Annotated in this window: 14 protein-coding genes and 2 pseudogenes; 7 read left to right on the top strand and 9 right to left on the bottom strand. The window is 63.7% G+C overall.

What is annotated here, in order from left to right:
* On the bottom strand, positions 1-325 hold a 325-nt coding region (locus tag AB7F49_RS33775), incomplete at its 3' end, for a dioxygenase (RefSeq protein WP_428530450.1).
* 194 nt (positions 326-519) lie between these two features.
* On the opposite strand from AB7F49_RS33775, the gene pqqA reads away from it, so the two are divergent.
* The 6 genes and pseudogenes from pqqA (at position 520) to AB7F49_RS33745 (ending at position 5,742) form a co-directional block, all read left to right on the top strand.
* Positions 520-597 carry a pyrroloquinoline quinone precursor peptide PqqA gene (pqqA, locus tag AB7F49_RS33770; RefSeq protein ID WP_120265452.1) on the top strand — a complete coding sequence of 26 codons (78 nt, stop codon included), beginning with the start codon at positions 520-522 and terminating at the stop codon, positions 595-597.
* Positions 598-638: 41 nt separating this feature from the next.
* Positions 639-1,532 carry a pyrroloquinoline quinone biosynthesis protein PqqB gene (pqqB, locus tag AB7F49_RS33765; protein ID WP_428530452.1) on the top strand — a complete coding sequence of 298 codons (894 nt, stop codon included), beginning with the start codon at positions 639-641 and terminating at the stop codon, positions 1,530-1,532.
* Between the two features lie 5 nt (positions 1,533-1,537).
* Positions 1,538-2,559, top strand: a pseudogene (gene pqqC, locus AB7F49_RS33760) (pyrroloquinoline-quinone synthase PqqC).
* A gap of 2 nt (positions 2,560-2,561) precedes the next feature.
* Positions 2,562-3,668 (top strand): pyrroloquinoline quinone biosynthesis protein PqqE, encoded by a 1,107-nt coding sequence (gene pqqE, locus AB7F49_RS33755; RefSeq protein WP_428530448.1) that lies wholly within the window; start codon positions 2,562-2,564, stop codon positions 3,666-3,668.
* Positions 3,669-3,757: 89 nt separating this feature from the next.
* Entirely contained in the window at positions 3,758-5,023 is a 1,266-nt protein-coding gene (locus AB7F49_RS33750; RefSeq protein ID WP_428530446.1) for a PQQ-dependent sugar dehydrogenase, read from the top strand.
* A 212-nt stretch (positions 5,024-5,235) separates the two neighbouring features.
* Positions 5,236-5,742, top strand: a complete 507-nt coding sequence (locus AB7F49_RS33745) for a c-type cytochrome (RefSeq protein ID WP_428530444.1) — start codon at positions 5,236-5,238, stop codon at positions 5,740-5,742.
* Between the two features lie 43 nt (positions 5,743-5,785).
* Here the strand turns inward: AB7F49_RS33745 and AB7F49_RS33740 are convergent, their stop codons facing one another.
* From AB7F49_RS33740 to AB7F49_RS33720, 5 genes are all read right to left on the bottom strand, one after another.
* Positions 5,786-6,226 (bottom strand): hypothetical protein, encoded by a 441-nt coding sequence (locus AB7F49_RS33740; protein ID WP_428530442.1) that lies wholly within the window; start codon positions 6,224-6,226, stop codon positions 5,786-5,788.
* A gap of 36 nt (positions 6,227-6,262) precedes the next feature.
* Positions 6,263-7,789: a tripartite tricarboxylate transporter permease gene (locus tag AB7F49_RS33735; RefSeq protein WP_428530440.1), complete on the bottom strand. Its 1,527-nt coding sequence runs from the start codon at positions 7,787-7,789 to the stop codon at positions 6,263-6,265.
* A gap of 4 nt (positions 7,790-7,793) precedes the next feature.
* A complete protein-coding gene (locus AB7F49_RS33730; protein WP_428530438.1) occupies positions 7,794-8,240 on the bottom strand; it encodes a tripartite tricarboxylate transporter TctB family protein in 447 nt (148 codons plus the stop codon).
* 60 nt (positions 8,241-8,300) lie between these two features.
* The gene (locus AB7F49_RS33725) at positions 8,301-9,281 is read right to left on the bottom strand and encodes a Bug family tripartite tricarboxylate transporter substrate binding protein (RefSeq protein ID WP_428530436.1); all 981 of its coding nucleotides are present in this window, start codon (positions 9,279-9,281) and stop codon (positions 8,301-8,303) included.
* Between the two features lie 86 nt (positions 9,282-9,367).
* On the bottom strand, positions 9,368-10,153 hold the full coding sequence (locus AB7F49_RS33720; protein WP_428530434.1) for a cyclase family protein: 786 nt from the start codon (positions 10,151-10,153) through the stop codon (positions 9,368-9,370).
* Between the two features lie 161 nt (positions 10,154-10,314).
* Between AB7F49_RS33720 and AB7F49_RS33715 the strand changes: the two genes are divergently transcribed.
* On the top strand, positions 10,315-10,617 hold the full coding sequence (locus tag AB7F49_RS33715; RefSeq protein WP_428530432.1) for a DUF1330 domain-containing protein: 303 nt from the start codon (positions 10,315-10,317) through the stop codon (positions 10,615-10,617).
* Positions 10,618-10,716: 99 nt separating this feature from the next.
* On the opposite strand, the gene AB7F49_RS33710 is transcribed toward AB7F49_RS33715, so the two are convergent.
* From AB7F49_RS33710 to AB7F49_RS33700, 3 genes and pseudogenes are all read right to left on the bottom strand, one after another.
* The gene (locus AB7F49_RS33710) at positions 10,717-11,448 is read right to left on the bottom strand and encodes an ABC transporter ATP-binding protein (protein ID WP_428530430.1); all 732 of its coding nucleotides are present in this window, start codon (positions 11,446-11,448) and stop codon (positions 10,717-10,719) included.
* Positions 11,438-12,175 carry an ABC transporter ATP-binding protein gene (locus tag AB7F49_RS33705; RefSeq protein WP_428530428.1) on the bottom strand — a complete coding sequence of 246 codons (738 nt, stop codon included), beginning with the start codon at positions 12,173-12,175 and terminating at the stop codon, positions 11,438-11,440. The genes AB7F49_RS33710 and AB7F49_RS33705 overlap by 11 nt, the downstream gene beginning before the upstream one ends.
* Positions 12,172-12,366 (bottom strand): annotated as a pseudogene (locus tag AB7F49_RS33700) (hypothetical protein); the annotation flags it as partial. The gene AB7F49_RS33705 and the pseudogene AB7F49_RS33700, both read right to left, overlap by 4 nt.

Raw genomic sequence — 12,366 nt, 5'->3', positions numbered from 1 at the left:
AATCGGCGATGTGGAACGGGCCTTCCACCGTCGAGGGGGTGGCGGTGCCGGGGGCGCGGTTGTTGATGGCGTCGACCAGCATGGAGATGCCGAGGACGTCCGAGGCGAGGATGAATTCCTGCCGCTTGGCGTCGCAGATCTGGCCGGTCCGGGTCAGCCACAAGATGGCCTCGATCCATTCCTGCGGGGTGGGCTCCACCTCGCGCACGAAGGCATGCAGGTGTTTCACCAGCGAGGTCATGACCTGCCGCAGCCGGGGATCGGGAATATTGCTCCAGCGCTCGATGGCGAGATCGGTGAGGTTCTCCTCGGTAACATAGGTCATATGCGTTCTCCCGAAATTGTTGGGCGGCCCTGGGGCGCCGGAAGTCCGGACGGATCTCTCGACCGCACTCTAGCCGACCGGCGCGGCTTAGCGTCAAGCTGGAATTGTCCCAATTCCCGCCCACTCCTGCCGGTGACATTTCGCGGTTTCGCGCGTTATGGTAACGCACGAATTCCCGGAAAGGACCCGCAGTCATGGCCTGGACCACCCCCACGCTCGTCGAAATCTGCATCGGCCTCGAGATCAACGGCTATCTGCCCCCCGAATTCTGACCGCCGCACTGAGCCAGATCAAAGACCGCGCCGCCGGCCGTCTGACGGCACTCGTTCTCGGGGCGGCTGCCGGCGGCGGCTCGCCGCAATGGAACTGCAATTGCCCGGTCTGTGCGCTGGCCTGGGCCGGCGATCCGCGCGTGGTGCCGCGCAGCCAGGCCGGGATCGCGGTCAGCGCCGACGGCGAGAGCTGGCTGCTCTGCAACGCTTCGCCCGATCTGCGGGCGCAGATCCTGAACACGAAAGCGCTGCATCCCAAGGCTGGTCTGCGGCATTCTCCGATCCGCGCGGTGCTGCTGACCGGCGCCGAAATCGACCAGACTGCCGGGCTGCTGACATTACGCGAGCGGCAGGATGTCACGCTCCATGCGACGCCGGCGACCCTTGCCGCGATTGCCGGCAATCCGATGTTCGACGCTTTGCATGCGGCACATGTAACGCGGCACGCGCTTTCGCTGGGTGAAACCTTCTCTCCGGTGAAAGGCTTGTCGGCGGAAGTCTTTGCCGTGCCGGGCAAGATGCCGCTCTATCTGGAAGGGGACGACCCGGCGATCTCGGAGAGTGCCGTGAATGTCGGTGTCGAATTGAGCGGCGGCGAGCGGCGGCTGGTCTATATCCCCGGCGCGGCCGGTCTGACGCCCGCGATCATGGAGCGGCTGCGCCGGGCGGACGCCGTTCTTTTCGATGGCACGCTGTTCACCGACGACGAGATGATCGCGCTGCGCGCCGGAGACAAGACCGGGATGAGGATGGGACATATGCCGATCGACGGCCCGGACGGTTCGATGACGGCGCTGTCCGGTCTGACGGCCCGTCGCATTTTCATTCATATCAACAATACCAATCCGATCCTGATCGCGGGCTCGCCCGCCCGGCAGCGGGTGGAGGCGGCTGGCTTCGAGGTTGCGTTCGACGGCATGGAAATCGTTCTGTGAAGCTCATGCAGCCCGACGAACTGGAAGCGGCGTTGCGCGATATCGGCAAGCGCCGCTATCACCGTCTGCACCCGTTCCACCATTTGCTGCATTCGGGACAATGCACCAAGGGGCAGGTACAGGCCTGGGCGCTGAATCGCTATTACTATCAGGCGATGATCCCGATCAAGGATGCGTCGCTGATCGCCCGCTGCGACGATCCCGCGATCCGTCGCGAATGGCGCTCGCGGCTAGCCGATCATGACGGTGAGCGGGAGGGAGACGGCGGCATCGCGCGCTGGCTGAAACTCACCGACGGACTGGGGCTCGACCGGGATTATGTGGTGTCGCTGCGGGGTTTGCTGCCCGGTACACGCTTTGCGGTCGATGCCTATGTACGGTTCGTGCGCGAGAAGACGCTGCTGGAGGCGATTGCTTCGTCGCTCACCGAACTGTTTTCGCCCGGGATCATTTCGGAGCGGATGGACGGCATGCTCGCGCATTATGATTTCGTCACCCGCGAGACGCTCGCCTATTTCGAGAAGCGGCCGCCGCAGGCCGCAAAGGATTCCGATTTCGCGCTCGCCCATGTGAAGCGTCATGCGCGGACGCCGGATGCGCAGGCGCAGGTTCTCGCGGCGCTGGAATTCAAATGCAGCGTGCTGTGGGCCATGCTGGATGCGCTGCATCACGCCTATGTCGCACCCGCGCATGTTCCGCCCGGTGCTTTCGTTCCGGAGGCCGTGTGATGACGGATGGCTCGGAAGCGGGCGCAGCGATCTCCGCCGACGCCAGGCCGCGGCTGCCGCGGGGCGTGCGGCTCACGCATAGCGAGGCACAGGGCGGATGGGTGCTGCTGGCGCCCGAGCGGATCTTCAAGGCGGATGCGATCGCCGTGGAGATTTTGAAACGCTGCACCGGAGACGCGACCTTCGCGCAAATCGTCGACGGCCTTGCCGCGAATTTCAGCGCCCCGCGCGAGCGCATCGAGGCCGATGTCGCGAATTTGCTGCGCTCGCTCGCCGACAAACGCTTGCTGGAGTTGTAGCGATGGGTGCTGCCGCGCCAGCGTTGCCCGCTCCGCTCGGCCTGCTTGCCGAACTGACGCATCGCTGCCCGCTCGGCTGCCCCTATTGCTCCAATCCGCTGGCGCTTGATGCGCCGGACGACGAACTCGACGCCGCCACCTGGGCGCGGGTGTTCCGCGAGGCCGCAGGGCTCGGCATTCTGCAGGTGCATCTTTCCGGAGGAGAGCCGGCGTCGCGCCGCGATCTTGCGGAGATCGTGAAAGCCGCGCGGGCGGCGGGGCTTTACTTGAACCTGATCACATCCGGCATCGGTCTGACCGATACCCGATTGGGTGCCCTCGCTGATCACGGTCTCGATCATGTGCAAATCTCGATTCAGGATGCGGAGGCTGTGTCCGCCGACCGGATCGCCGGTTATGACGGCGCGTTCGCCCGCAAGCAGGCGGTGGCGGCGGAAGCAGCGCGCATCGGCCTGCCGCTGACCGTCAATATCGTGGTGCATCGCGCCAATATCGAGCGCATCGGCGCGATGGTGTCGCTTGCGCTGTCGCTCGGCGCGCAACGGGTCGAGATCGCGCATGTGCAATATTACGGCTGGGCGCTGAAGAACCGCGCCGCGCTGATGCCGTCCCGCGAGCAGGCGATGGGCGCAATCGCGATGGTCGACGCGCTTCGCAAGCAACATCACGGCCGCATCGTGATCGATTCCGCGCTGCCGGATTATTTCGCGCGCGTCCCGAAGCCCTGCATGGGCGGCTGGGGACGCCGCTCGCTGAACGTCACGCCATCGGGCCGGGTGCTGCCCTGCCACGCCGCGGAGGTGATCCCGGGGCTGACCTTCTGGTCGGTGACGGAGCATCCGCTGGCGGACATCTGGCGGCATTCGCCCGCCTTCAACGCGTTCCGCGGAACCGGCTGGATGCAGGAGCCCTGCCGCTCCTGCCCGAAGCAGCGGGAGGATTTCGGCGGCTGCCGCTGCCAGGCCTTTCTGCTCGCCGGAGATGCTGCCGCCACCGATCCGGTCTGCCACCTGTCGCCGCTGCATGACGAAGTCACTCGCATCGCAACAATGCGGGCGGACGGATACGAGTACCGGCGCTACCGGCGCGAGCCCATTGTCACACCCTGATTGTCAGCGGAACGCGTGTGGCCGACACTGACGGGCAAAGTCGCGTTTCAATGCCGCGTTTCAGTGACGGCCTCATGGAGGAGGATTTCATGGCACCATTGTCCCGAATGACGCTGGCGGCCTTGAGCGTCGCATCGGTGGTTTCGCTAGCGGCGGGATCCGCGCTTGCCCAGTTCCCCGGCATGAGTCCGATCGACAAGACCGATCCTGCAGCGAGCAAACAGGATCCCAGTCTGAAGGGTCACGCGGTGCCCCCGACGGTGACCCCGATCGAGAAGATTCCGGTCGGCAAACTGAAGCTGCCCTCAGGCTTCAAGGCGGACATCTGGTCGAGCGGCCATCCCGGCGGGCGCACGATGGTGCAGGGACCGAAGGGCACGGTCTTCATGGGCTCGCGGATCATCGGTCGTGTCTATGCGATCAGTGAGAAGGATGGCAGGCGTGTGGTGCGCACCCTGCTGCAGGGACTGACGCAGCCGAACGGGCTGGTGATGAAGGATGGCTCGCTCTACGTGCTTGCGATCAACAAGGTGCTGCGTTTCGACGATATCGAGGACAAGCTCGACAATCCGGGCGATCCGGTCGACATGACCGACAAGTTCAACCTCCCTCCCGAGCTGCATCACAACTGGAAATACGCCGCATTCGGTCCGGACGGAAAGCTCTATGTCCAGGTCGGCGCGAACTGCAACATCTGCGAGGTCAATCCCGGCATCCATGCGCAGATTCGCCGCTACGATGCGGACGGATCGAATATGGAGATCGTGGCGCGCGGCGTGCGCAATACGGTCGGCTTCGACTGGCATCCGGTGACCAGGGAATTATGGTTCACCGACAACGGCCGCGACTGGGCCGGCGACAGCGGCCCCCAGGACGAGCTGAACCGCGTGTCGAAGGCGACCGAGGGGGCGAATTACGGCTTCCCCTATTGTCACGCAAACGGCAGCCCCGATCCCGACATCAAGGTCCCGAACGCCTGCGCCGGCGTCGTGATGCCGGCGGCCCTGCTCGGGCCGCATACGGCTGCGCTCGGCATCCTGTTCTATACCGGTGAGATGTTTCCGAAGGGCTATCAGAACGCAGCATTCATCGCGCGCCGCGGCTCGTGGAACAAGTCGCAGAAGGCCGGATACGACGTGGTGGTGGCGCGCACCACACCCGACGGCAAGGCCAGGATCGAGCCGTTCATGACCGGTTTGCTCGATGAGAAAGCCAATGAGTTCTTCGGCCGTCCGACCTATCTGTTGCAGATGAAGGATGGCTCGCTGCTGGTGTCGGACGAGCAGAACGGCGCGACCTATCGCATCACCTATGATGCGAAGGCAGCGGTGCCGGCAAAAGGCAGGAGGAAGTGAGACGCTACGACACGACGTGAGTCGGAGCATTCGCGATGCCGCTGGCTCGGCGCATTCCCGCGAATGCGGGAACCCCCGCGCTGTTGCCCCGGGTCCTCGCTTTCACGGAGACGAGCGGGAGATCGGGCAGGGCGCTGCCGTGCCGCTCCAGATTGTTCGCGAGACTACTTGTATTTGCCTTCTTCGTACTATCCGGCCCCGCCTTGGCGCAAATGCCGACGCTTGCCGAGCGCATCGCGCAATGCGGCGCCTGCCACGGCGAGGACGGCAATTCCAGACTTGAGAACATTCCTTCGCTGGCCGGGCAGCCGTCCTTCTTCACGCTGAACCAGCTCATTCTGATGCGCGAGGGCGTGCGCAAGGTCGAGGCGATGGCGCCGTTCGTGAAGGGTCTGACGGACGCCGATATCCAGGCGCTGTCCGACCATTACGAGAAACTGGCGCCCCGGCCGAGCGAGGAGACGGTCCATCCCGCGCGGGTCGAGCGCGGAGCGAAGATCGCGGCGCAGCGCCGCTGCGAATCGTGCCACCTCCCGTCACTCGCCGGCCAGCAGCAGATGCCGCGGCTCGCCAAGCAGCGCATCGATTACATGATCCATGCGATGAAGCAGTATCTCACCGACAGCCGCAGCGGCGCCGATACCGCCATGACGGCGGCGATCTTCGGCCTGCGCGACGAGGAACTCGCGGCCCTCGCGCATTGGGCGGCGGGGAAATAAGCCGATGCCTGCGCTCCCCACAAGGTGAGGGCGAGGACGACAGCTACCGCTTTCGCGTCATTGTGTAGCAGGCCGCCACGACCGAGCCGGACGGACTGAGCCCGTTATGCGCGTAGCATTTGTCCATGCGGTCGCGGCCCGTCAGCGTGATGCGGAAATAGCCGTCGGCATCCGCACCGATGATGGTGCGGTTGTCGCTTGCCAGCGCCCAGACGAACGGGTCCGTGGCGTCTTTTGCGGCGGCCGAAGTCGAGTGGCCCCAGGCGAGACGGCCGTCCTGGCCTTCGACGACATGCGTCGCCTCGATGTCGCGCACGCGCGCGGCATCGGCCGCCTTCTGGGTGCCCGGGTGATGGGCGTTGGCGCCAAGCACGACGGCCTTGCCCTTGCCGGTCCATGTACCCTTCAGGTCCGGAATGCGGGATTGGGCGTGGGCGGAAGCGAGGCTTGCGAGGAGTGCGACGGCGATGAGGTACGTCTTCATGACTGACTCGCTGGAAAAGTTCATGCGAAAGGAAAGCTACACCTGTTCGCCGGCCTCCGCCGCCGCCATCTTGGCGCGCCAGTCGCGGCGGGCGACAAAGGCGCCCCAGACCGCAAGTCCGAGCAGAAGCGCGCTGACCATCAGCAGTATCAGCGCCATCGGGCGCTGATAGAAGATCGTGAACGATCCGCCCGACATGATCAGGGACTGGCGCAGGCTCAACTCGAAGATCGGTGCGATCACGAGGCCGAGCACCAGCGGCGCCGGGTCGAACCGGAATTTCTTCAACAGGTAGCCGATCACGCCGAAGATCAGCATGATCCAGACATCGACCACCGAGTTGTTCACCTCGTAGACCCCGATGATGCAGAACATGATGATCATCGGATAGAGATAGGCGTAGGGGATGCGCAGGATGGACACGAACACGCCGACCAGCGGCAGGTTCAGCAGCAGCAGCATCAGGTTGCCGACATACATCGAGGCGACGAACCCCCAGAACAGCTTCGGCTGCTCGTTGACCAGCGAGGGTCCCGGCGGGATGCCGTGGATCAGCAAAGCCGCCATCAGCACCGCGATCACCGGGCCGGTCGGAATGCCGAGCGACAGCATCGGAACGAACGCGCCCGTCGAGGCCGCATTGTTGGCCGATTCGGGCCCGGCGACGCCCGCCACGGCGCCCTTGCCGAACTCCTCCGGATGTTTGGATATCCGGCGTTCGATTGCATAGGAGATGAAGCTCGAAATGATATGCGCGGAGCCCGGGATGACGCCGACGAAGAATCCGAGCACCGAGCCGCGTGCGATCGGCATCGCCGACTGACGAAGTTCTTCGCGCGTCGGCAGCAATTCGCGGAATTTCGGCGCGGCGACGTCGTTCTTCACGTCGCGGCTGGGCGTTGACAGGATTTCGCCGAGTCCAAACAGCCCGACCGCGACCGGCACGATGCCGATACCGTCGCCCAGTTCCGGAATGTCGAAGGAGAAGCGGAAATGGCCGGACACCACGTCGATGCCGATGGTGCCGAACAGAAGTCCGACCATCGCCATCAGCAGGGTGCGGACCAGCGAGGTGGTCGACATATAGGCCAGAAAGATCAGGCCGAGCACGAGCAGCGCAGTATATTCCGGCGGGCCGAAGCGCAGCGCCATCGTGGCGAGTGGTGGCGCGATCAGCGTCAGCATGATCACGCCGAACGTTCCGGCAACGAAGGAGCCGATTGCCGCGATGCACAGCGCGGCGCCGGCGCGGCCTTTCTTTGCCATCGCGTTGCCGTCGATACAGGTCATCACCGAGGCGGCTTCGCCCGGGATGCGCAGCAGGATCGAGGTGGTCGAGCCGCCATATTGCGAGCCGTAATAGATGCCGGCCAGCATGATCAGCGCCTTGGTTGGATCGAGCCCGAACGTCAGCGGCAGCAGGATCGAGATGCCGGCGAGCGGCCCGATGCCGGGAAGCATGCCGACCAGCGTGCCGACGAGGCAGCCGATCAGCGCATAGAGCAGGACGTCCGGCTGGAGCGCAACCGAGAAGCCGAGCGCAAGGCTTGAGAGGACTTCCACGGCGTCAGAACCACAGGATGCCGCGTTCGATCGGCGCCTTCAGCGCGATGGCGAACAGCCAATAGGCGAACAGGGTGAGGAGGATTGCATAGATCGCGGCCGTGACGACGGGCTTGCGCTCGACGATGGTCTGGAGACCGAACACCAGAAGCGCCATGGTGATAAGGAATCCGAGCCTCGCATAGAGCAAGGTCGCGATGCTGCTGATAATGACGATCAGCGCCGCATGGGTCCAGTCGCTCCACGGTATCGCGGACACCGGCTCGCTGCTTCGCCCGGACAGCATGATGATCAGGGCACAGGCGATCATCAGCCCCGCCAGCATCTTCGGAAGCATGCCGGCGCCGGGCGAGGATATCTGTCCGAAGGGCAGGTTCCAGCCCAGGATGAAAACGAGAAGGCCGAGGGCGATGAATACGCCCCCGGCGAGATGGTCGGATCGGATGTTCATTCGCGTTCAATGTTGCGGATCGCGGCGTGCGATCCTGCGCCTGACATTACCCTCGAAGCCTCATCCCTGGACCTTGCCGATCGACTTGACCGCGGCTTCCACCCGCTTGGCATCCTCGTCCCAGAACTTGGCGAAGTCCGGCTGATCCATATAGCGCACATTGTCGCCGAGATTCTTGATCGACGCCTGGAACTTGTCGGTCGCAACCGCCGCCTTGGCGGATTCGCGGATCGATTTGACGACCGCCTCCGGCGTGCCCTTGGGCGCGAACAGGCCGACCCAGAGATAGAACTCCACGTCGTAGCCTTGCTCCTTCATGGTCGGTACGTCTGGCAGCGACGCCGCGCGCTTGTCGGAATAGCTGGCGAGCGCGCGAAGCTTGCCGGCGGCGATGTGCTTGTTGGCGGCGGCGATCGACGACGCCAGCACCTGTGAATTGTTGCCGAGAATCGCGGTCAGGGCCGGGCCCCCGCCATTGGTCGGCAGATGCCGCATCTTGATGCCGGCGGCGTTCATGAACAGCTGGGTCGGCAGATGCAGCGCACCATAGAGGCCGGACGACGAGAAAATGATCTTGTCGGGATTTTTCTTGGCGTCGTCGACCAGGTCCTTCAGCGTCTTGTAGGGAGTTTCGGCATTGACCACGAGCACCATCGGGCCTTCGGTGAAGCGGGCGATCGGGATGAAGTCGGCGCGGGTGAATTTTGGCTCGCGCCCGAACAGCTTGTCGACTTCCGCAAATCCGGAAATCGACACGATATGGATCAGCAGCGTGTGACCGTCCGGCTTGGCGCTGGCGGCAAACTGCGCGCCGACCGCGCCCGCCGCGCCGGCCTTGGTCTCGATCACCACCGGCTGCTTGACGATCGGCTCCAGCATCGCCGCGAAGGGACGCCCCACGACATCGGCCGCGCCGCCGGGCGGGAACGGATTGATCAGCGTGACGGTGCGGGACGGGTAGGCGTCCTGCGCGAATACCGGAAGTGTTCCGAGGGTCGCAATGGCCGCGGTCGAACCCGCGACGAATTGACGTCGATCCATGAGTTTCTCCCTGTGCTGGGCGTCCATTCACGTGGCGCCGGTTTTTGTGAGCAAAGCCTAGCCGCTCGATCCCACGAGGTCGAGCATCAATCCAGTTCCGTCTCCATGATTGCGACCGCGCGGGTCCACCCCGCGGAGCCTCCGCGCACTTTGACCGGAAAACAGGCAATGGTGAATCCGGTCGACGGCAGGTTCTCGAGATTGTGGAGTTTCTCGATGTGACAATAGCCGATCTCGCGGCCGGCCTTGTGGCCTTCCCAGATCAGCCTGGCGTTTCCGGTCGCGATATATTTGTCCCTGGTGTGCACGAATGGTGCGTCCCAGCTCCAGCCGTCGGTACCGGTAACGCGTATGCCGCGCTCCAGCAGATAGAGCGTGGCCTCGCGGCCCATGCCGCAACCGCGTGAGACATAGTCCGCTTGTCCGTAAGCATTACCGGCCGCCGTATTGATCACCACGATTTCAAATGGTGAAAGCGTGTGTCCGATATCTTCAAGCGCGGCTTCGACATCGGCGGCACTCACCACGTAGCCATCGGCGAAATGCCGAAAATCCAGCTTCACGCCGGGATTGAAACACCATTCGAGCGGAACCTCGTCGATGGTGATCGCGCGCTTGCCGCCATCCATGGTCGATGCAAAATGCCACGGCGCATCGAGATGTGTGGTGCAATGGGTGGACAGCTTGATCCATTCGATAGCCCAGCCTTCCGAGTCGGGCAGGTCGCTCTCCTTCAATCCGGGAAAGAATTTGCAGATGTCGGACGCGGTCTGCTTGTGCGACTTGTATTCGATCTGCGGCCCGTATCCGGGGGGATCAGCCGCGACATCGTTTTCGAGCGGCACGGATATGTCGATGATCCTGCGTGGCATGTTGCGACCTCCCTCTTGCCGGCTCTTGTGCCCAGATGCCGCATCCTAGCCGCCATCGGGCGTAGCGAGATACAGGACATTCATGTCATCGTGTCGCGCGGTCCGGATCGCATATCGCTTTATCCGGGTGCCGCATGACGCGTTCAACTTGGAGGAAGGACATGCCCGCCTATTGGGTCGCGCGGTCGAAGATCAACGATCCGATCGAGTACAAGAAATACACCGACCTGGTGCCGGGCATCATTGCGCGGTACGGCGGCAAGGTGCTGGCGCGCGGCGGCAAATTTCAGATCATGGAAGGGCCGGACAAATTCCAGCGCTTTGTGGTGATTGAATTCCCGACCTTCGAGCAGGGCGTCGCCTGTTTCACGTCGAAGGAATATGACGATGCGGCCGCGTTCCGGCGCAGCGGCGCCGGTGAGGTCGAGACCATCATCGTCGAAGGCGGCGAAGCGACGAAGTGACTGGGGCCGGACACACAACATAGACGCCCCCGCGAAAGCGGGGGCCCATATTCCAGAGTAGTGATCATGGGTCCCCGCTTTCACGGGGACGACAACCACTCAAATCCCCAGATACAGCTTCCGGATCAGATCGTTGTTGTGCAGTTCGTTTGCCGACTTGCCCTCGAACGCGATCTTGCCGTGCACGATCACGTAGCCGGAATCGGCAATCCGGATCGCCTGGTTGAAATTCTGCTCCGCCATCAGCACGGTGAGCTGATATTTCGATTTCAGCTCCTGGATGGTGTCGATGGTGCGGCCCACCAGCAACGGTGACAATCCCACCGACGGCTCGTCGATCAGAAGGATTTTCGGTGCGAGCATGAGCGCGCGGGCGAGCGCCAGCATCTGCTGCTCGCCGCCGGACATCGAGCCGGCGAGCTGGCTCTTGCGTTCGGCGAGGCGCGGAAATGTCTCGAAGCAGAACGCGAGATTCGCCTTCATCTGCTCGCGGGCCTTCTGGCGGAAGGCGCCGAGCAGCAGATTTTCCTCGACCGTGAGGCGCGGGAACAGCCGCCGGCCCTCCGGCACCAGCGCGATGCCGAGATCCACGATCTCCTCGACGCTCTTGCCGACGAGATTGTGCTTCACCCCGTCGATCTCGGCCACGATCGTGCCTTCGTTCGGCTGGCACAGGCCCATGATGCATTTGATGAGGGTGGACTTGCCGTTGCCGTTGGTGCCGAGCAGAACCACGGTCTTGCCGTTGTCCACGTCCATCGACACGTCCTCGATGACGCGGACGGCACCGTAGCCGGCATGCACATTCTGGATGGTGAGGCTATTGGCCAAGATACGCCCTCTCCACCTCGGGGTCGCGGATCACGTCCTGAGGATCGCCTTCGGCGATCTTCTTGCCGCTGACCAGCACGACGAGCCGCTGCGAGAAGCTCATCACCGCCGCCATGATATGTTCGATGAGAATGATGGTGATGCCGCGCTCGTTCAGCCGGATCAGCAGCGCAACGATGTCCTTGACCTCCGATCCCGACAGTCCGGCCATTGCCTCGTCGGCGATCAGCAGCTTCGGATCGGCCGCCATGGCGCGCGCCAGCTCGAGCTTGCGCATCTCGACCTGGGTCAGATCCTTGGGCAGCTTGTTGGCCTTGTGCTCGAGCGAAACCAGCGACAGCACTTCATGGCAGCGGTGGTCCATTTCCTCCTTGGTATGCGGCACGTCGCGGCGGATGCGCACAGTGTAGAGCAGCGGAACGCGCAGGTTTTCCGCAACTGTCAGGCTGTGGAACGGCCGCGGAAGCTGGAACGAGCGCGCCAGGCCCATATGGGTTCGTTGATGTGCCAGAAGCCCGTTCATCGGCTTGCCGTCAAAGGTCACGGTGCCGGTCTCGTTGTGCAGCGTGCCGCTCATGCAATTGACCAGCGTCGATTTGCCGGAGCCGTTCGGGCCGATCAAGCCCAGGCGCTCGCCCTTCGCCACCTCGAGATTGATGCCGTCGAGCGCGATGAAGCCGCCGAAACGCTTGCTGACATTGTCGACCTTGAGAAGCGGCGCGGTCATGAGGTCTTCACCGCGGGCTTGGGAGCTTCGGGTTCATCGGCTTCGCTGCTCTTGCGACCGAAAAACTGCTGCCAGAGCCCGATCAGGCCGTTCGGAGCGATGATCACGAAGAATACCAGCAGCAGGCCGACGATCAGCAGGCTGACCGCCGACGAGATGGTGACGGTGGCAAGCTGCTGCAGCGTGCCGAG

Source organism: Pseudorhodoplanes sp. (assembly GCF_050250235.1).
In the GTDB taxonomy this organism is placed as follows: Bacteria; Pseudomonadota; Alphaproteobacteria; order Rhizobiales; family Xanthobacteraceae; genus Pseudorhodoplanes.
The sequence above is the reverse complement of the archived record's forward strand: the minus strand, read 5'-3'. Positions and strand labels throughout refer to the sequence as shown.

What these genes read in the sequence shown, in the direction of transcription:
- pqqA (WP_120265452.1), top strand. Translation starts at nt 520, where the DNA reads ATGGCCTGGACCACCCCCACGCTCGTCGAAATCTGCATCGGCCTCGAG.
- pqqE (WP_428530448.1), top strand. Translation starts at nt 2,562, where the DNA reads ATGGGTGCTGCCGCGCCAGCGTTGCCCGCTCCGCTCGGCCTGCTTGCC.
- AB7F49_RS33750 (WP_428530446.1), top strand. Translation starts at nt 3,758, where the DNA reads ATGGCACCATTGTCCCGAATGACGCTGGCGGCCTTGAGCGTCGCATCG.
- AB7F49_RS33745 (WP_428530444.1), top strand. Translation starts at nt 5,236, where the DNA reads ATGCCGACGCTTGCCGAGCGCATCGCGCAATGCGGCGCCTGCCACGGC.
- AB7F49_RS33740 (WP_428530442.1), bottom strand. Translation starts at nt 6,226, where the DNA reads ATGAAGACGTACCTCATCGCCGTCGCACTCCTCGCAAGCCTCGCTTCC.
- AB7F49_RS33730 (WP_428530438.1), bottom strand. Translation starts at nt 8,240, where the DNA reads ATGAACATCCGATCCGACCATCTCGCCGGGGGCGTATTCATCGCCCTC.
- AB7F49_RS33725 (WP_428530436.1), bottom strand. Translation starts at nt 9,281, where the DNA reads ATGGATCGACGTCAATTCGTCGCGGGTTCGACCGCGGCCATTGCGACC.
- AB7F49_RS33720 (WP_428530434.1), bottom strand. Translation starts at nt 10,153, where the DNA reads ATGCCACGCAGGATCATCGACATATCCGTGCCGCTCGAAAACGATGTC.
- AB7F49_RS33715 (WP_428530432.1), top strand. Translation starts at nt 10,315, where the DNA reads ATGCCCGCCTATTGGGTCGCGCGGTCGAAGATCAACGATCCGATCGAG.
- AB7F49_RS33705 (WP_428530428.1), bottom strand. Translation starts at nt 12,175, where the DNA reads ATGACCGCGCCGCTTCTCAAGGTCGACAATGTCAGCAAGCGTTTCGGC.